We start from the raw sequence: 16352 nt of genomic DNA, 5'->3' as shown, positions 1-16352 counted from the left end.
CGGCTACAGCACTCGGCATCCCAGCACGCCGGTTTCCGGGCGAAGACGGCGGGGGGTGGGGCGCGGAGCCCCGGGTACGGGTCGGGCAGGGGTGGAGGGGCGAGAGAAGGCTGGTGCGGCGGACCGTTTCAGGAGGTCATCGCCAGGGCGTGGGTCGCCGCGTCCGTGCGGGCCTGGCTCCTGGCGCGGCGGGCCGGTCCTCGCCAGCCGCAGGTGCAGCGGGCCAGGCAGAAGGGGCCTTGCTCGACCGTGGTTGTCCGGTGGCCGGGGAGAGGGTCCGTCTCATCCAGATGCTCCACACGCCCAACGTTACCCAAGCCCGGTGAACGGACTCCTGCCGCGTGACGGGTGCCCTCACCTGTCGTTAACCGGAACGACGGGAAGGCCCGGGACGGACCGGCTGGGGGTCGGTGGACGATGGTGGCGCAGCAGCAGGAACGGGCGGCGGTCCTGGTCGCGTTCGTCGCGACGGGGCTGATCGTCTGCGGCACCGGGTGCTCGGGCGGCGGGGTGGCCGCGGAGGACGTCCGCGCCGGGCCGGACACGGCCGGGACGCTGCGCCAGGCGGTGGCCGTCCTGGAGCGCGCCGGCAGCGCGAAGGCCAGCACGTCGATGGAGATGGCCACCGGCGGGACCCGGGTCACCATCCGCGGGCAGGGTGTGTACGACTTCAGGAAGCAGACCGGGCGGCTGAAGGTGCTGCTGCCGCAGGACCCCGCGGGAGCCGCCGAGCACCGTCCGATCACCGAACTTCTCTCCCCGGGCGCTCTGTTCATGAAGAACCGGGGCGCCGGGGTGCCCGCCGACAAATGGGTGCGCGTGGAGACGGCCGGTCTCACGGACGGCAACCTGGTCACGGGTGGCGCCACCGACCCGTACGCCGCGGCCGAACTGCTGCGCGGCGCGCGGTCGGTGACCTACGTGGGGAAGACCGAGGTCGCCGGGATCTCCGTCCGGCACTACCGAGGGACCGCCGACCTCGGCACCGCCGCGCGGGACGCCTCGGCGGGGCAGCGGCCGGCGCTGAGGGCGGCGGCGAAGGGGTTCGCCACCACCGAGGTCCCGTTCGACGCCTACCTCGACGACGAGGGGCGGCTGCGCAAGGTCCGGCACCGGTTCAGCTTCGTCAACGGACAGCGGACGGGCACCGTCGCGGTCGCCTCGACGCTCCTGCTGTACGACTTCGGCAGCCCCGCCGTCGTACGGCTCCCGGATTCCTCGGACATCTACGCCGGGAAGATCGCGGAGTAGTGGCTTCCGGAGAGATGGGCAAGAGCATCCGGAGCCGTAGCTTCAGAGGAGGGCTGGAAATGGCCCTTCCGTGCCATGCGCGGTGTGTAGGCCGCTCCCTACTCTAGGAAGTCGGTTACGGCAGGAAGAGGTGATGCGCGTGGCTCCGGTCGGCGGTGCGGCAGTTCAGGACCACGTGGCCCTCGCCGAGATCGACCTGTGCGCCGAGCTGATCATCGCGGCCTCGGCGGCGCACGAGGACCGCCTCAGCCTGGAGAGCATCGACGCGGTGCTGAAAGTGGCCGAAGAACGCGCTCCCGGGCAGCGAGGCGTGGAGGACTAGTCCTTTCCGGCCCCCATGCGGCCCCGTCCGGTGGCCGAGGCGCGCGCGTCGCGGATGTCACATGCGTCGTATCTCTCACGTTTCGCGTGCTTCTCGTGGTTTGCGCTGCCGGCGGGCGGCTCAGGTGCGCAGCAGGCGGCCGATCGCCTTCGTCGCTTCCTCGACCTTCGCGTCGATCTCGTCGCCGCCCTTGAGGGCCGCGTCCGCCACGCAGTGACGCAGGTGCTCCTCCAGGAGCTGGAGGGCGAAGGACTGGAGCGCCTTGGTGGAGGCGGACACCTGGGTAAGTATGTCGATGCAGTAGACGTCCTCGTCGACCATCCGCTGCAGGCCGCGGATCTGCCCCTCGATGCGGCGCAGCCGCTTCAGGTGCTCGTCCTTCTGCTGGTGGTAGCCGTGGATACCGCGGTCGTGGTCGGTCACGATCTTCTGCGCGTCGCCGGAGGGCGTCGTCGCGCCGGCCTCGGTGGTCGTCATCGCGTCCTCCTGCTGGATCCGATCGGCGATCCTGTCTGAAACGCCACTTACATATACCCCTGGTGGGTATATCGTACCGAACTTTGCTGGGTAAGGAGCCCTTGCCCGGCACCGGTACCGGACCCCGTGCCGATCACCGTGGCTGATGGGCGACACTGGGTGGCGGCCCATTAGCCGTGGCCGGATGATGCGCCTAGCATCAGCCTGACCGAATCGAAGCACCCCGAGGACCCCAACGTGCGCTTTCGTCTGACCCCCAGGGAGACGAGCTTCTACGACATGTTCTCCGCATCCGCGGACAACATCGTCACGGGCTCGAAACTCCTGATGGAACTGCTCGGGGCGGACACTTCCGCTCGGGCCGAGATCGCAGAGCGTATGCGGGCCGCGGAGCACGCCGGTGACGACGCGACACACGCGATCTTCCACCAGCTGAACTCCTCCTTCATCACGCCGTTCGACCGCGAGGACATCTACAACCTCGCCTCGTCCCTCGACGACATCATGGACTTCATGGAGGAGGCCGTCGATCTGGTCGTCCTGTACCAGGTCGAGGAACTGCCCAAGGGCGTCGAGCAGCAGATCGAGGTGCTGGCGCGGGCCGCGGAGCTCACCGCCGAGGCCATGCCGAACCTGCGGACCATGGACAACCTCACCGAGTACTGGATCGAGGTCAACCGTCTGGAGAACCAGGCCGACCAGATCCACCGCAAGCTGCTCGCCCACCTCTTCAACGGCAAGTACGACGCCATGGAGGTGCTGAAGCTCAAGCAGATCGTGGACGTGCTGGAGGAAGCGGCCGACGCGTTCGAGCATGTGGCGAACACGGTGGAGACCATCGCCGTCAAGGAGTCCTGACCCGTTCATGGACACCTTCGCTTTGATCGTGACCATCGGGGTCGCGCTCGGATTCACGTACACGAACGGCTTCCACGACTCGGCGAACGCCATCGCCACTTCCGTGTCCACGCGTGCCCTGACGCCGCGGGCCGCGCTCGCCATGGCCGCGGTGATGAACCTCGCCGGCGCGTTCCTCGGCAGCGGGGTCGCCAAGACCGTCAGTGAGGGGCTGATCCAGACGCCCGAGGGCTCGAAGGGGATGGGCATCCTCTTCGCGGCGCTCGTCGGCGCGATCACCTGGAACCTGATCACCTGGTACTTCGGTCTTCCGTCCTCGTCCTCGCACGCCCTGTTCGGCGGCATGGTCGGCGCGGCGCTGGCCGGTGGCACGGCGGTCTACTGGAGCGGGCTGCTCGACAAGGTCATCATCCCGATGTTCCTGTCGCCGGTCGTCGGTCTGCTCGTCGGCTATCTCGTGATGACCGCGATCATGTGGATCTTCCGGCGGTCCAACCCGCACAAGACCAAGCGCGGTTTCCGTATCGCGCAGACGGTGTCCGCGGCCGGGATGGCGCTCGGGCACGGTCTCCAGGACGCCCAGAAGACGATGGGCATCGTGGTGATGGCGCTGGTCATCGCCGGCGAACAGGGGCCGAACGACCCGATCCCGGTCTGGGTGAAGATCGTCTGCGCGGCGATGCTGTCGCTGGGGACGTACGCGGGTGGCTGGCGCATCATGCGGACGCTCGGGCGGAAGATCATCGAGCTCGATCCGCCGCAGGGCTTCGCCGCCGAGACGACCGGTGCGTCGATCATGTTCGTGTCGGCCTACCTCTTCAAGGCGCCGATCTCCACGACCCATGTCATCACCTCGGCGATCATGGGTGTCGGGGCGACGAAGCGGGTGAACGCCGTGCGGTGGGGTGTCGCCAAGAACATCGTCCTCGGCTGGTTCATCACCATGCCGGCCGCGGCGATCGTGGCGGCGTGCGCCTTCTGGGTCGTGAACCTGGCGTTCCTGTAGGACGTGATCGCTGCTGGGGTGTCCGGCAGAGCGCGGGCCGGTCCTTCGGGGCCGGCCTTTTGCGTTTCCGGGGCCCGGGGGTTCGTGTGGGCGCGGCCCGTCGTGGTCCGGCCTCGGGAGTTCGCGTGGGAGCAGGTCCGTCGTGGTCCGGCCTCGGGGACTTCGCCCCCTCCCACCGCTACCCGTCCCGTACCTGGGGGCTGCCGCCCCCGGACCCCCGTGTCGGTCTGAACGGCCTCGTCCTCGAACGCCGGACGGGCCGAAGATCAGCGGCCGGGGTGTCCAACGCCAGGCTCAGTGCGGGAAGACGAACGGGCCCTCGGAAGCGGCCCTCGGAAGGGAAAACGAACGGGCCCGCCCCTGGGAGCCAGGGGCGGGCCCTTCTCGTCCTCGCGGTGGCACCGCCATGCAGCACCGCGAGGGGTTCCGGGAGGCGGTCCGGTCAGCCGAAGCGACCGGAGATGTAGTCCTCCGTGGCCTGGACGGACGGGTTGGAGAAGATGCGCTCCGTGTCGTCGATCTCGATCAGGCGGCCGGGCTGGCCCACCGCGGAGAGGTTGAAGAAGGCGGTCCGGTCGGAGACGCGCGCGGCCTGCTGCATGTTGTGCGTCACGATGACGATCGTGAAGCGCTCCTTCAGCTCACCGATCAGGTCCTCGATGGCGAGGGTGGAGATCGGGTCCAGGGCCGAGCAGGGCTCGTCCATGAGAAGGACCTGCGGCTCCACCGCGATCGCCCGCGCGATGCACAGACGCTGCTGCTGACCGCCGGAGAGGCCGGACCCGGGCTTGTTCAGCCGGTCCTTGACCTCGTTCCAGAGGTTCGCGCCCTTGAGGGAGCGCTCCACGACGTCGGCGAGCTCGGACTTCTTGTAGCTGCCGTTCAGCTTCAGGCCCGCCGCCACGTTGTCGAAGATCGACATGGTGGGGAAGGGGTTGGGGCGCTGGAAGACCATGCCGATGGTGCGGCGCACGGCGACCGGGTCTATGCCGGTGCCGTACAGGTCCTCGTCGTCCAGGAGCACCTTGCCCTCGACGCGGCCACCGGGGGTGACCTCGTGCATGCGGTTCAGGGTGCGCAGGAAGGTCGACTTGCCGCAGCCGGAGGGGCCGATGAAGGCCGTCACGGAGCGGGGCTCGACCGTCATGGAGATGTCTTCGATCGCCTTGTGGGCGCTGTAGTAGGCGGTCAGACCGCTTACGTCGATTCGCTTGGCCATGTCAGTCACTGCTTCTTTCGAAAGGATCGGGTCGCTGATCGGCCGCGTCAGCGGCCCGTCTTGGGAGCCTTCCAGCGTGCGATGGCGCGCGCCCCCATGTTGAGAATCATGACGAAGAGGATGAGGACCAGTGCTGCGGCCCACGCCCGGTCGGTGGCCGCATCGGTTCCGGCGCTGTACTGGCGGTAGATGTACAGCGGGAGCGAGGCCTGCGGGCCGTCGAACGGGTTGTTGTTGATGAAGTTCGTACCCCACACCAACAGCAGCACGGGAGCGGTCTCGCCGGCGATACGCGCGACCGCGAGCATCACACCCGTGGTGATACCGCCGATGGACGTCGGCAGAACCACCTTGATGATGGTGCGCCACTTCGGGATGCCGAGCGCGAGGGAGGCCTCGCGCAGCTCGTTCGGGACGAGCTTGAGCATCTCCTCGGTGGAGCGGACCACCACGGGCATCATCAGGATCGCCAGGGCCATCGCGCCGGCGAAGCCGGAGTAGCCCATACCCAGGATGAGGATCCAGAAGCTGAGAACGAACAGGCCGGCGACGATCGACGGGATGCCCGTCATGACGTCGACGAAGAAGGTGACCGCGCCGGCGAGCTTGCCGCGTCCGTACTCGACGAGGTAGATCGCGGTGAGCACACCGATCGGCACGGCGATCAGGGTCGCGATGCCCACCTGCTCCAGGGTGCCGAGGAGCGCGTGGTAGATACCGCCACCGGGCTCGTTGTCGGCGACGACACCCATGGAGTGGGTCAGGAAGTACATGTCGAAAGCCTTCGCGCCACGCTCGATGGTCTCCCAGATCAGGGAGGCCAGCGGGATGACGGCGACGACGAAGCAGGTCCACACCAGGGTGGTGGCGACGCGGTCCTTGGCCTGGCGGCGGCCCTCGACGCGTGCGGCGACGACGAACGTACCGAGGACGAAGAGGATCGCGGCGATCAGGCCCCACTGGACCTTGCTGTCCAGGCCGGCGCCCAGGCCGATGCCCACGGCCACGGCGACGGCTCCCGCGGCGATGGCCCAGGAGGACCACTTGGGGAGGGTGTTGCCGCGCAGCGTGCTGGCGTGCTTCCGGGTGACGGGTGCGTTGCTCATGCGTTGGCCCCCGAGTACTCCTTGCGGCGGTTGATGATGTAGCGCGCCGCGCCGTTGACCAGCAGCGTGATGATGAACAGGACGAGACCCGAGGCGATCAGGGCGTCCTGGCCGAACACGGTGGCCTCGTTGAACTTGCTCGCGATGTTCTGCGCGAACGTGCCGCCGCCCGGGTCGAGCAGGCTGGCCTGGATGTCGAAGCTCGGGGAGAGCACGGTGGCGACGGCCATCGTCTCGCCGAGCGCGCGGCCGAGGCCGAGCATCGAGGCGGAGATCACGCCGGAGCGGCCGAAGGGCAGCACCGACATGCGGATGACCTCCCAGCGCGTGGCGCCGAGGGCCAGCGCGGCTTCCTGGTGCATCTGCGGCGCCTGGCGGAAGACCTCACGGCTCACGTTGGTGACGATCGGAAGGATCATGATCGCGAGCAGGAGGCCGACGGTGAGCATCGAGCGGGGCGCTCCGCCCTGCCAGGCGAAGATGCCGGTCCAGCCGAAGTAGTGGTCGAGCCAGCCGAACAGGCCGTTCAGGTGCGGTACGAGGACGATGGCGCCCCAGAGGCCGTACACGATGGACGGGACGGCGGCGAGCAGGTCGATCACGTACGCGATGGGTCCGCCGAGCTTGCGCGGCGCGTAGTGCGTGATGAACAGCGCGATTCCGACGGCGACCGGGACCGCGAGGGCCATGGCGATGATCGCGGAGACCACCGTGCCGAAGGCCAGCACCGCGATGCCGAAGACCGGCGGAATGGTGTTGGTGTTCCACTCGAACGTCGTGAGGAAGTTGCCCTCGTTCTTGCTGAGCGCAAGGGACGCGCGATAGGTGAGGAAGACCGCGATGGCGGCCATGATCACCAGGAGGAGGATGCCGGAACCGCGGGAGAGCGCGAGGAACACGCGGTCGCCGGGGCGGGTGGCGCCGCGGACGGCGCGCTTCCGCGAGGCACCCGAAGATCGTGGGGTGGGGGGAGGCGCTTCGGTGTTGTGTGTCGTTATGTCCATCATGAGTCTCCGGTCTGCGGAGCCGGATCGAGTGGCGGCTCCAGGCGGCGGTGCACCGGACGGTGCGGCCCGCCTCGGCGAGGCGGGCCGCACACTCGGATCAGCCCAGGTTCGAGATGGTGGAACGAACCTTGGTGATGATCTCGGCGGGGATCGGGGCGTACTGGGCGGCGGTCAGCTGGTTCTGGCCGTCCTCGCTCGCGATGTAGGTCAGGAAGGACTTGGTGGCGGCCAGGGTGTCGGCCTTGTTGCCCTTCTCGCAGAGGATCTCGTAGGTGACCAGCGTGAGCGGGTAGGCGCCCTCGGCGGTCGGCTTGTAGTTGAGCTCCAGGGCCAGGTCGTTGCCGGTGCCGACGACCTTGGCGGTCGAGATGGCCTTGGTGGCGTTCTCGACGGTGGCCTTGACCGGGGTGGCGGCGTCCGTCTTGAGGTCGACGGTGTTGATGCCGTCAGCGGCGTAGGAGAGCTCGAAGTACGAGATCGCACCCGGGGTCTGCTTCACCTGCTGGGCGAGGCCGGAGGAACCCTGAGCGGACTGGCCGCCCTTCGCCTGCCACGCCTTGCCGCCGGAGTACTTCCAGTCCGACGGGGCGGTGGCGATGAGGTACTTGGTGAAGTTGTCCGTGGTGCCGGACTCGTCCGAGCGGTGGAACGCCTGGATCTTGGTGCTGGGGAGCTTCGCGTCGGGGTTCAGCTTCTTGATGGCCGCGTCGTCCCAGGTCTTGATCTTGCCGTCGAAGATCTTGGCGATCGTCGCGGAGTCCAGGACCAGGTTGTCGACACCGTCGACGTTGTAGCCGAGCGCGATGGGGCCACCGACCATGGGCAGGTCGACCGCGGCGTTGCCGGCGCAGGCCTTCTTGGCGGCCGCGGCGTCCTCGGGCTTGAGGGCCGAGTCCGAACCGGCGAACGCGGTCTGACCCTGGGTGAACGCCGTGACACCGGCGCCCGAGCCCGTCGGGTTGTAGTTGATCTGAACGTCCTTGCAGGCCGCCGTGTAGGCCTTCACCCAGGCGTCGATCGCGTTCTTCTGCGCGGAGGAGCCGGAGGCCTGGATCTGGCCCTTGGCGCCGTCACACTTGATGGCGCCGGTGTTGCTGGCCGAGGCCGAGCTGCCGCCACCGTTGGTGTTGCCGGTGTCGTCAGAGCCGCACGCCGTGAGGGCCAGGGCGCCGGAGACGGCGAGAGCACCGAGGGTGAGGGCACGCCGGTTCATGCGCTGAAGCTTCACTTCGGGAGTTCCTTCCAGGAGCCGCCGTCAGGTGGCGGCGTGCGATGTCTGTGAACTGCGTTCTGTAGCGAGGCGAAGGGTTCGCACCAAGGCGTCCCTCGCACCGCGTAAGGCCGAAATTAAGCAGATCAGGTGAAGGCGCCGAAGGTCGAAGGTGAACGCAGGGTGAACCCCTGACGGCGGTGCGGTGAGGTCACGGAACGCTCACGTCGAGGACACGGCCGTGTCCCGGCTGAGGGGGCCGGAAGGGAAACTCCAGGTAATCGAACGGGTGCGGACGTGACGGGCAGTGCCCATGTTCCCGTCATAGCTCGTTCGCCCCGATTTCCTCATGAGCCACAGCGAAGGGCCCGCTCACTACGGTGAGTGCCCGTCGTCGGCTCCCGGGCTGGTTTCCGCGTATGCCGAGGCGCCGCGCCGGACGCCAGGAACGGTGCCCGCATATGCCGGACGCCAGGAGCAGCGCTCATATACAGGGGAACACGTCAGGCCGGACGCAGCGCGTCCAGCAGGGCATCCACCAGATCACGGTCGCGCGGCTGGGTGAGGCGGTGGCGTGCGGCGGTGGGGGAGAGCCAGAGCACGCGGTCGACCTCGTCGTTCGGGGCGAAGCGGCCGGCGGCGGCCTCACCGGCCCAGTAACGGACCTCCTTGGGGCGTCCGTCGACGAGGTAGTGGAGCGTGGGAAGGACGGCGCCGGGGACGGCGTCGTAGCCCGTCTCCTCCTCGACCTCGCGCAGCGCGCCGGTCAGGAACCCCTCGCCGCGCTTCAGCTTGCCCTTCGGGTGCGACCAGTCGTCGTACTTGGGCCGGTGGACGAGGCAGATCTCCAGCGCGGAGTCGACCGGGGAGCGGCGCCACAGGACGCAGCCCGCCGCGTGAATGGTGTCGTCGGCCATGGGGCCTCCCTCAGGGGATGCGTACGGCTTCCTTCTGCCAGGCCTGCTGGAAGGCGAACCGGGCCGCCTCCACCTCGTGCCGCTGCTCGGCGTGCAGCACACCGAGCGCGTACGCCGTCGCCGGAGCGATGCGCGGGGTGCGGGCCGCCGACGCCGCGGCGGACGCCGCCTCCGCCGCGTCCCGGTGCCGGTTGAGCGCCTTGCCCGCGCCGAGCAGGCGCACGTCGACGGGGAACTCTCCCCCGTGCAGCACCTCACCGGCGTAGCGGTGCAGCCGCAGCAGCAGCCGGACCTGGTGCCAGGGCGCGTCCTGCGGCTGGGGAGCGGTGTCGGCGGAGAGGCCGTGCACCAGGGCTTCGGCGTTGTAGGGGTGTCCCGCGACGACCAGCGGCAGCGCGCTGACGGCGTCGGCCAGCCGGTCCTGGGCCGCGGCGGCCAGCGGACGCAGATCGGCGGTGTCCGCGGCCGGGGCCAGCGGAACCTCGCTGGCCAGGACGGCGACGTTGTCGGCGACGGCGTGGAAACGGGAGGAACCGAGCGCCTGGAGGGCCGCCGAGTGGGCGCGGGTACGGGCGAGCGTGAGCTGGCGGTCCAGGAGCGCGCCCGCTTTCGCGGCCCCGACGGTGAGGCGGCCGGCCTTGGGTGCCGCGGCCGGGGCGCGCCCGGTCTGGCCGGGCAGGGCGGCCGTGCCGGACAGCCGGTTCAGCGCGCCGATCAGCCGCTCCAGGCGCGCGGCATAGGCGTGTTCGCGCGCCAGGGTGCCCGAGAGCCAGGCCAGTTCGGGGCGCATCCCCTCCGACCAGTCCGCGTCGAGGAGCGGCCGGAAGGTGTGCAGGCTGCCGCTGATACGGCGGGCGGAGTGGCGCAGGGAGCGCGCCGCGTCGCCGGACTCGCCTCCTCCGCTCGCCGCGCCACCGGTCTCCCGGTGCTGGCGCAGCGAGCGGAGGAATTCCGTGGCCTGGGCCCGCAGGTAGATCGCCAGGGCGTCACCGATCGGGATGTCTCCCTCGCCGAGGGGTGCCGCCCCGGTCACGGAGCCGGTGGGGGGATCAAGGTGCTGCTGTGCCACGCCGGCGCCTCCGGGCGTCTATGAGCATCTCCTGGACGTTCCGCAGGGGCTGACCCTCCGCGTCGGTCGCGTGGCGGATCCACTCGCCGTCGGGGCCGAGGTGCCAGGAGGCCGTGGTGTCGGACATGCCGGTCTCCAGCAGCCGGTTGAGGGCTGCGCGGTGAGCCGGGTCGGTGACCCTGACCAGGGCCTCGATCCGCCGGTCGAGGTTGCGGTGCATCATGTCGGCGCTGCCGATCCACACCTCGGGCTCGCCTCCGTTGCCGAAGGTGAAGACCCGGGAGTGCTCCAGGAAGCGGCCGAGGACGGAGCGGATCCGTATGTTCTCGGACAGGTCCGCGACGCCGGGGCGGACGGCGCATATCCCGCGCACCCACACGTCGACCGGCACGCCGGCCTGGGAAGCGCGGTACAGCGAGTCGATGAGTGCCTCGTCCACCATCGAGTTGACCTTGATGCGGACGAAGGCGGGGCGCCCGGCCTTGTGGTGCTGAACTTCCTTGTTGATCCGGGCGATCAGCCCGTCGCGCAGTGACTTGGGTGCGACGAGCAGACGGCGGTAGGTCTCGCGGCGCGAGTAGCCCGAGAGCCGGTTGAAGAGGTCGGAGAGGTCCGCGCCGACCTGGGGATCGGCGGTGAGCAGTCCGAGGTCCTCGTACAGCCGGGCGGTCTTCGGGTGGTAGTTGCCGGTGCCGACGTGGGAGTAGCGGCGCAGGATGTCGCCCTCCTGCCGGACCACGAGCGACAGCTTGCAGTGGGTCTTCAGACCGACGAGGCCGTACACGACGTGGCAGCCGGATTCCTCCAGCTTCCTGGCCCACTTGATGTTGGCCTGCTCGTCGAAGCGGGCCTTGATCTCGACCAGCACGAGGACCTGCTTGCCGGACTCGGCCGCGTCTATCAGGGCGTCCACGATCGGCGAGTCGCCGGAGGTCCGGTAGAGCGTCTGCTTGATGGCGAGCACGTCCGGGTCGGCCGCGGCCTGTTCCAGGAACGCCTGCACGGAGGTGGAGAAGGAGTCGTACGGGTGGTGCAGCAGGACGTCGCGTTCACGCAGCGCGGCGAAGATGTCGGGCGGGGACGCCGACTCGACCTCCGCGAGATCGCGGTGGGTGCCCGCGATGAACTTGGGGTACTTCAGCTCGGGCCGGTCCAGAGCTCCTATGCCGAAGAGGCCGGTGAGGTCCAGAGGACCCGGCAGCGGGTACACCTCGGCCTCGGAGATCTTCAGTTCGCGTACGAGCAGGTCGAGGACGTAGCGGTCGATGGACTCCTCGACCTCCAGGCGCACCGGCGGACCGAAGCGCCGCCGCATGAGCTCCTTCTCCAGGGCCTGGAGCAGGTTCTCGGCGTCGTCCTCCTCGACCTCCAGGTCCTCGTTCCGGGTGAGCCGGAAGGTGTGGTGCTCCAGCACCTCCATGCCGGGGAAGAGCTCCTCCAGGTGGGCCGCGATCACGTCCTCGATGGGGACGTAGCGGTTCGGGGAGGCCTCCAGGAAGCGGGAGAGCAGCGGCGGGACCTTGACGCGCGCGAAGTGGCGGTGGCCGCTGACCGGGTTCCGTACGACGACGGCGAGGTTCAGGGACAGTCCCGAGATGTACGGGAAGGGGTGCGCGGGGTCGACCGCCAGCGGGGTCAGGACCGGGAAGATCTGGTGGCGGAAGAGAGTGAACAGGCGGGCCTGCTCCTTCTCGGTCAGCTCGCTCCAGCGGACCAGGTGGACGCCTTCCTCCGCGAGTGCGGGGGCGACGTCCTCCTGGTAGCAGGCGGCGTGCCGGGCCATGAGTTCGCGTGAGCGGGCCCAGATCATCTCCAGGACCTCGCGGGGCTGGAGGCCCGACGCGGACTTGGTGGCGACACCGGTGGCGATGCGGCGCTTGAGGCCGGCCACCCGGACCATGAAGAACTCGTCCAGGTTGCTGGCGAAGATCGCCAGGAAGTTGGCGCGCTCCAGGAGGGGCGTGTTCGGGTCCTCCGCGAGTTCCAGAACGCGCTCGTTGAACGCGAGCCAGCTGCGCTCGCGGTCCAGGAAGCGGCCTTGCGGCAGCATGATCCCGTCCTGCTCCAGGTCCTCGTACTCGTCGAGGTCGGCGTCGAGGTCGGGCTCCAGGTCGGACACGTTCGCCGCCACGGTGTGCGGGCGGTGGGCGGCGATGGAGCCGACGGAGGGCTGCGGGTGCTGAACGGGTGCCTGGGCGCTTCGCTGGGTCATGGACCCATTCTTCCGTGCCGGAGGCGAGACCGGCGCGTCGGAGAGGGCGGGCACCAGCGCGCTCATGCGGATGATCCCGTTCCGCTTGGCTGGCGTACGCTGACTCCCCGTGGGCGGTGAGGACTCGTTCTCCGGCGGGGGAGAAGGCTCGGGCACGGCGGGCTGCATTCCTTGAGCGTCGCAAGGTCACCTGAATCGATGGTTACGACGACATGACGTGCGGGATATCTGGGGGAGGCTCCCGGACGTCTGCATGTCCGGGAGCCCTGTAAACACCCGCCCGCGCCGCGTGCGCGTCCGTCGGTGCTACCGCCGGTTACGAATACCGTCGGCGCAGCAGGGCGAAGGCCGCGGCGACCGCGAGCCCCGTGACGGCCAGCAGCAGGCCGCTCTCCACGAGCTGGAGAGGCCAGAAATGGGACTCCGGCTGATAAGTCGTCCAGAAATCGGTCAGCCCCGTCCGCTTCACGCACTTCCCGAGGGCGGCGGCGCTGTCGGTTCCGACGCAGGCCATGTTGTTGCCCAGCCGCTCGCCGTCGCCGGTGACGGCACCGTGTTCGAGGACCAGGGTGCCGTGCGGGAGCTGGAGTGCGGCCCGTCCGGTGGCCGTCTCGGCAGGCCACAGGCTCATCCGGAACCTGTCCAGCACCTCGTGCAGGACGTATGCCGCGGCGAGGGCGGCCGCGGCGGCGGGCAGGGCCCTGCGCAGGAACAGGCCCGCCAGCGCCCCGAGGGCGAGTCCCGCGAGGGCGTACGCGACGGCCACCGGCCCGGAGGAGATGAAGACCTTCGTGATGAACCAGCCGCCGGACAGTTCCCCGTTCCCGGCACGGCGTGCCCAGGCGCCGAGCAGAACGGCCAGTGTGGTGCCCGCCGTCAGCAGGACCGCCGGGACGGCGAGCTTGGCGGCCAGCCAGCGGGCCGGGGTGACGGACTGGGTCCAGGCCAGCCGCGCGGTGCCGTTCTCCAGTTCGCGGCCGATCAGCGCGGCACCCGCCCAGACCGCGACCGCGTACATCAGATACGTGACACAGGAGGAGACCAGCGCCAGACCGTAGGCGTAGATCTTGTCCGCCGCGGTCTCCTTGATGATTCCGCAGTCCATCGGGAACGGGTCCCCCGCGTCGCAGCCGTCGGCTGCCGTGCGGGCGTCGGGGCCGATGGCGTGCATCCAGATCAGGGCCGCCGCGGCGATGAGCAGGGCGGCGCCCCAGGCGTACAGGGCCGTGCGGTGCAGGCGCAGCACGGTCCAGGTCAGGCCGGACGGGCGGTACGGGGACGGGCGGGGCGGGCGGTACGGGGACGGGCCGGAGGGGCGGTGCAGGGTCGGGGCGCTCATGAGGTCGACCTCCTCCTCAGGACGGCGAAGGCGACGGTGACCAGGATCGCGGTGGCGGCCAGCAGGACGCCGGTCTCCAGGAGCTGGCGGGGCCAGTAGTCGGGGGAGGGGAGGTACTCGCGGGTGAAGCGGACGACGTCGTGCCGGGCCAGGCAGGCGCGGCTGTCGTAGCAGCCCGGGTCGGGGATCTCCGCGCCCGTGGAGGTGATCGCCCGGCTCCGGACGGACAGTTCGGGCTGCTGGTAACTGCCCTGGAAGGGCCAGGAGTTCGCGCGGAACGCGTTGACCGCGTACTGCGCGAGACCCGCGACGGCCAGGGCGGGCAGGGTGCGGCGCAGCGCGAGACCGGCGACGGCGCCGATGGCCAGCCCGAGGAGCGGGGCGGCGACGGTGGCCGGGCCGATGGAGAAGTACAGGGCGCGCGGTCCGATGCCTGCCAGCAGGAGATTGGCGTGGGCGGACCACAGCATCCGGTACAGCACGACCAGCAGGCCCGTGCCCACGGTGATGAACAGCGCGGGCACCGCCAGTTTGGCGGCGAGCCAGCGGGCCGGGGTGACGGACTGGGTCCAGGCCAGCCGCGCGGTGCCGTTCTCCAGTTCGCGGGAGGTCAGCGACCCGGCCGCGAAGACCGCGACGGCGAACGAGGCGATGTTCAGCAGGGAGGCCGGGTCCTGGAAGAGGTCGTTGTAGGTGCCCGAGAGCGTGCCCGTGATCCCGACGGTCCAGGCGTCCTCCTGCACGCCCGCGTATCCGAACGTGTCGAGCAGGTGCTGCGTGTGGCCGGCGCCGGGGCCGTACAGCCACAGCAGCAGTCCGGCGGTGAGCGCGACGAAGCCGGTCCAGACCCACAGCGCGGTGCGGTGCAGCCGCAGGACCGTCCAGACCAGGCCGCGCGGGGCGGGCAGGGCGCGGCGCGGGGGAGCCGTCGTGGTGGTGGCGCTCATCGGGTCACCGCCGCGGGGGACACGGTCGTGCCGGGGGTGAGCAGCGCGGGGGCTTCCGGGGAGCGCAGATGGGCGAGGACCAGCTCCTCCACGGAGGGGCGTTCGGCCTCCCAGCGCTCGTCCACCGGTCCGTCGTTGCGTATCAGGGCCGTGAGACCGCGGCCGGCGGCGCGGGACTCGACGACGAGGTGCGGGGCGAGGTCGGCGGTGGTGCCGCGGCCGGTCACCAGGGTGTGCGCGAGGAGCAGGTCGTCCAGGCCGCCGCCGAGCCGGACGCGTCCTCCTCCCAGGAGCAGCAGGTGATCGCAGGCGTCGGCCAGTTCGGTGACGATGTGCGAGGACATCAGCACCGTGGTCCCGTGTTCGGCGGCGTCGGCCATCAGGGTGCCCAGCAGTTCGTGGCGGGCCAGCGGGTCCAGGTCGGCCATCGGTTCGTCCAGCAGCATCAGGTCGGGCCTCTTGCCCAGCGCGAGGGCCAGTGCCACACGGGTCCGCTGGCCGCCGGACAGCTTCCGGACCTTGGTGCCGGGGTCCAGCGAGCCCTGTTCCACGATCGCGGCTGCGTGCGCGGCGTCCCAGCGGGCCGGGTTGAGCTCGGCGCCCAGGCGCAGGGTCTCGGCGATCGTGAGCTGGGGGTGCAGGGGCTTGTCCTGGGCCAGGTAGGCGATGGCCTCGCGGGCCTCGGCCGGGCCGGAGCCGAGCACGGTGAGGGTGCCGGCGGCGGGGCGCAGCAGCCCGGCCACGGTCGCCAGCAGCGTCGACTTGCCCGCGCCGTTGGGGCCGACGAGGGCGCTGACCCGCCCGGCCGGGAGGCGGAAGGAGCAGTCGTCCAGGGCCGCGGCGGAGCGCCGGCCGTGGCGCACGGTGAGGCCGTGCGCCTCTATGGCGACGGTGGATCGGGTGGTGCTGGTGGAGCTCACTGGTCCCCCTTCGGGAAATGTGCGTCCAGTACGGAGGCGAACAGCGCCGCCACGTCCTCGTGGTCGAGGCCCGCGGCGCGGGCGCTTCGGGCCCAGGCGTCGAGCTCCTCGCGCAGGGGCGAGTCCGCCGGGGCGGCGCCGAGGGTCTTGCGGACGAACGTGCCGAGACCGCGCCTGGCCTCGACCAGTCCCTCGCGCTCCAGTTCCCGGTACGCCTTCAGGACGGTGTTCGGATTGATGGCGGTGGCTTCCACGACCTCGCGGGCCGTGGGGAGCTTGTCGCCCGGTTCGAGGAGGCCGAGGCGCAGCGCCTGCTTCGTCTGCTGGACGATCTGGACGTAGGTGGCGACGCCGCTGCGCCGGTCGATGCGGTACGCGAGCACTCGGACAACCACCCTTTCACTAATTGAGTAGTGAAAGGGTGATGCAAGGTAGGGGTCGAGGTCAAGTCCCGGACGAGCGGACGGTGTTGCTCCGGTACCGCCCCGGTAC

The 16352-nt window shown here is 70.0% G+C and carries 17 protein-coding genes; 4 read left to right on the top strand and 13 right to left on the bottom strand.

The features are described 5' to 3' along the window. Window positions 1-128: 128 nt before the first annotated feature. Window positions 129-299: a hypothetical protein gene (locus OG410_RS20130; RefSeq protein WP_329300470.1), complete on the bottom strand. Its 171-nt coding sequence runs from the start codon at window positions 297-299 to the stop codon at window positions 129-131. A gap of 118 nt (window positions 300-417) precedes the next feature. On the opposite strand from OG410_RS20130, the gene OG410_RS20125 reads away from it, so the two are divergent. Both OG410_RS20125 and OG410_RS20120 read left to right on the top strand, forming a co-directional pair. Next, the gene (locus OG410_RS20125; protein WP_329300469.1) at window positions 418-1251 is read left to right on the top strand and encodes a hypothetical protein; all 834 of its coding nucleotides are present in this window, start codon (window positions 418-420) and stop codon (window positions 1249-1251) included. A gap of 133 nt (window positions 1252-1384) precedes the next feature. Next, complete coding sequence (locus OG410_RS20120) at window positions 1385-1573, top strand: hypothetical protein (protein ID WP_328669884.1); 189 nt, start codon at window positions 1385-1387, stop codon at window positions 1571-1573. 120 nt (window positions 1574-1693) lie between these two features. Here OG410_RS20120 and OG410_RS20115 read toward each other — a convergent pair whose 3' ends face one another. After that, window positions 1694-2050 (bottom strand): metal-sensitive transcriptional regulator, encoded by a 357-nt coding sequence (locus OG410_RS20115; protein ID WP_326786949.1) that lies wholly within the window; start codon window positions 2048-2050, stop codon window positions 1694-1696. 237 nt (window positions 2051-2287) lie between these two features. On the opposite strand from OG410_RS20115, the gene OG410_RS20110 reads away from it, so the two are divergent. Together OG410_RS20110 and OG410_RS20105 are read left to right on the top strand one after the other, a co-directional pair. Further along, window positions 2288-2908 (top strand): DUF47 domain-containing protein, encoded by a 621-nt coding sequence (locus OG410_RS20110; protein WP_326786950.1) that lies wholly within the window; start codon window positions 2288-2290, stop codon window positions 2906-2908. 7 nt (window positions 2909-2915) lie between these two features. After that, window positions 2916-3914 (top strand): inorganic phosphate transporter, encoded by a 999-nt coding sequence (locus tag OG410_RS20105; RefSeq protein WP_329300468.1) that lies wholly within the window; start codon window positions 2916-2918, stop codon window positions 3912-3914. A gap of 442 nt (window positions 3915-4356) precedes the next feature. Here OG410_RS20105 and pstB read toward each other — a convergent pair whose 3' ends face one another. The 11 genes from pstB to OG410_RS20050 form a co-directional block, all read right to left on the bottom strand. Next, the gene (gene pstB, locus OG410_RS20100) at window positions 4357-5133 is read right to left on the bottom strand and encodes a phosphate ABC transporter ATP-binding protein PstB (RefSeq protein WP_329300466.1); all 777 of its coding nucleotides are present in this window, start codon (window positions 5131-5133) and stop codon (window positions 4357-4359) included. Window positions 5134-5180: 47 nt separating this feature from the next. Beyond that, window positions 5181-6239, bottom strand: a complete 1059-nt coding sequence (gene pstA, locus OG410_RS20095; protein WP_329300465.1) for a phosphate ABC transporter permease PstA — start codon at window positions 6237-6239, stop codon at window positions 5181-5183. Then, window positions 6236-7243 (bottom strand): phosphate ABC transporter permease subunit PstC, encoded by a 1008-nt coding sequence (gene pstC, locus OG410_RS20090; protein WP_329304177.1) that lies wholly within the window; start codon window positions 7241-7243, stop codon window positions 6236-6238. The genes pstA and pstC overlap by 4 nt, the downstream gene beginning before the upstream one ends. Window positions 7244-7343: 100 nt before the next feature. Then, window positions 7344-8474 (bottom strand): phosphate ABC transporter substrate-binding protein PstS, encoded by a 1131-nt coding sequence (gene pstS, locus OG410_RS20085; protein ID WP_329300464.1) that lies wholly within the window; start codon window positions 8472-8474, stop codon window positions 7344-7346. 485 nt (window positions 8475-8959) lie between these two features. Then, the gene (locus tag OG410_RS20080; protein ID WP_329300463.1) at window positions 8960-9373 is read right to left on the bottom strand and encodes an NUDIX hydrolase; all 414 of its coding nucleotides are present in this window, start codon (window positions 9371-9373) and stop codon (window positions 8960-8962) included. Window positions 9374-9383: 10 nt separating this feature from the next. Continuing rightward, window positions 9384-10442 (bottom strand): CHAD domain-containing protein, encoded by a 1059-nt coding sequence (locus OG410_RS20075; RefSeq protein ID WP_443063771.1) that lies wholly within the window; start codon window positions 10440-10442, stop codon window positions 9384-9386. Further along, on the bottom strand, window positions 10423-12654 hold the full coding sequence (locus tag OG410_RS20070; RefSeq protein WP_329300462.1) for an RNA degradosome polyphosphate kinase: 2232 nt from the start codon (window positions 12652-12654) through the stop codon (window positions 10423-10425). The genes OG410_RS20075 and OG410_RS20070 overlap by 20 nt, the downstream gene beginning before the upstream one ends. A gap of 316 nt (window positions 12655-12970) precedes the next feature. Then, window positions 12971-13993: an ABC transporter permease subunit gene (locus tag OG410_RS20065; RefSeq protein WP_329300461.1), complete on the bottom strand. Its 1023-nt coding sequence runs from the start codon at window positions 13991-13993 to the stop codon at window positions 12971-12973. Then, window positions 13990-14940 (bottom strand): hypothetical protein, encoded by a 951-nt coding sequence (locus OG410_RS20060; RefSeq protein ID WP_329300460.1) that lies wholly within the window; start codon window positions 14938-14940, stop codon window positions 13990-13992. The genes OG410_RS20065 and OG410_RS20060 overlap by 4 nt, the downstream gene beginning before the upstream one ends. Further along, entirely contained in the window at window positions 14937-15860 is a 924-nt protein-coding gene (locus OG410_RS20055) for an ABC transporter ATP-binding protein (RefSeq protein ID WP_329300459.1), read from the bottom strand. The genes OG410_RS20060 and OG410_RS20055 overlap by 4 nt, the downstream gene beginning before the upstream one ends. Next, window positions 15857-16243, bottom strand: coding sequence for a GntR family transcriptional regulator (locus tag OG410_RS20050; protein ID WP_329304175.1), 387 nt, complete (start codon window positions 16241-16243; stop codon window positions 15857-15859). The genes OG410_RS20055 and OG410_RS20050 overlap by 4 nt, the downstream gene beginning before the upstream one ends. Window positions 16244-16352 lie beyond the last annotated feature (109 nt).

Origin of the sequence: Streptomyces sp. NBC_00659, from assembly GCF_036226925.1 — a bacterium.
In the GTDB taxonomy this organism is placed as follows: domain Bacteria; phylum Actinomycetota; class Actinomycetes; order Streptomycetales; family Streptomycetaceae; genus Streptomyces.
This window is presented reverse-complemented; position numbering and strand designations above follow the sequence as displayed.

Excerpts from the sequence above, each read along its gene's own strand:
- OG410_RS20125 (WP_329300469.1), top strand. The coding sequence starts at position 418 with ATGGTGGCGCAGCAGCAGGAACGGGCGGCGGTCCTGGTCGCGTTCGTC.
- OG410_RS20120 (WP_328669884.1), top strand. The coding sequence starts at position 1,385 with ATGCGCGTGGCTCCGGTCGGCGGTGCGGCAGTTCAGGACCACGTGGCC.
- OG410_RS20115 (WP_326786949.1), bottom strand. The coding sequence starts at position 2,050 with ATGACGACCACCGAGGCCGGCGCGACGACGCCCTCCGGCGACGCGCAG.
- OG410_RS20105 (WP_329300468.1), top strand. The coding sequence starts at position 2,916 with ATGGACACCTTCGCTTTGATCGTGACCATCGGGGTCGCGCTCGGATTC.
- pstB (WP_329300466.1), bottom strand. The coding sequence starts at position 5,133 with ATGGCCAAGCGAATCGACGTAAGCGGTCTGACCGCCTACTACAGCGCC.
- pstA (WP_329300465.1), bottom strand. The coding sequence starts at position 6,239 with ATGAGCAACGCACCCGTCACCCGGAAGCACGCCAGCACGCTGCGCGGC.
- pstC (WP_329304177.1), bottom strand. The coding sequence starts at position 7,243 with ATGGACATAACGACACACAACACCGAAGCGCCTCCCCCCACCCCACGA.
- OG410_RS20080 (WP_329300463.1), bottom strand. The coding sequence starts at position 9,373 with ATGGCCGACGACACCATTCACGCGGCGGGCTGCGTCCTGTGGCGCCGC.
- OG410_RS20070 (WP_329300462.1), bottom strand. The coding sequence starts at position 12,654 with ATGACCCAGCGAAGCGCCCAGGCACCCGTTCAGCACCCGCAGCCCTCC.
- OG410_RS20065 (WP_329300461.1), bottom strand. The coding sequence starts at position 13,993 with ATGAGCGCCCCGACCCTGCACCGCCCCTCCGGCCCGTCCCCGTACCGC.
- OG410_RS20060 (WP_329300460.1), bottom strand. The coding sequence starts at position 14,940 with ATGAGCGCCACCACCACGACGGCTCCCCCGCGCCGCGCCCTGCCCGCC.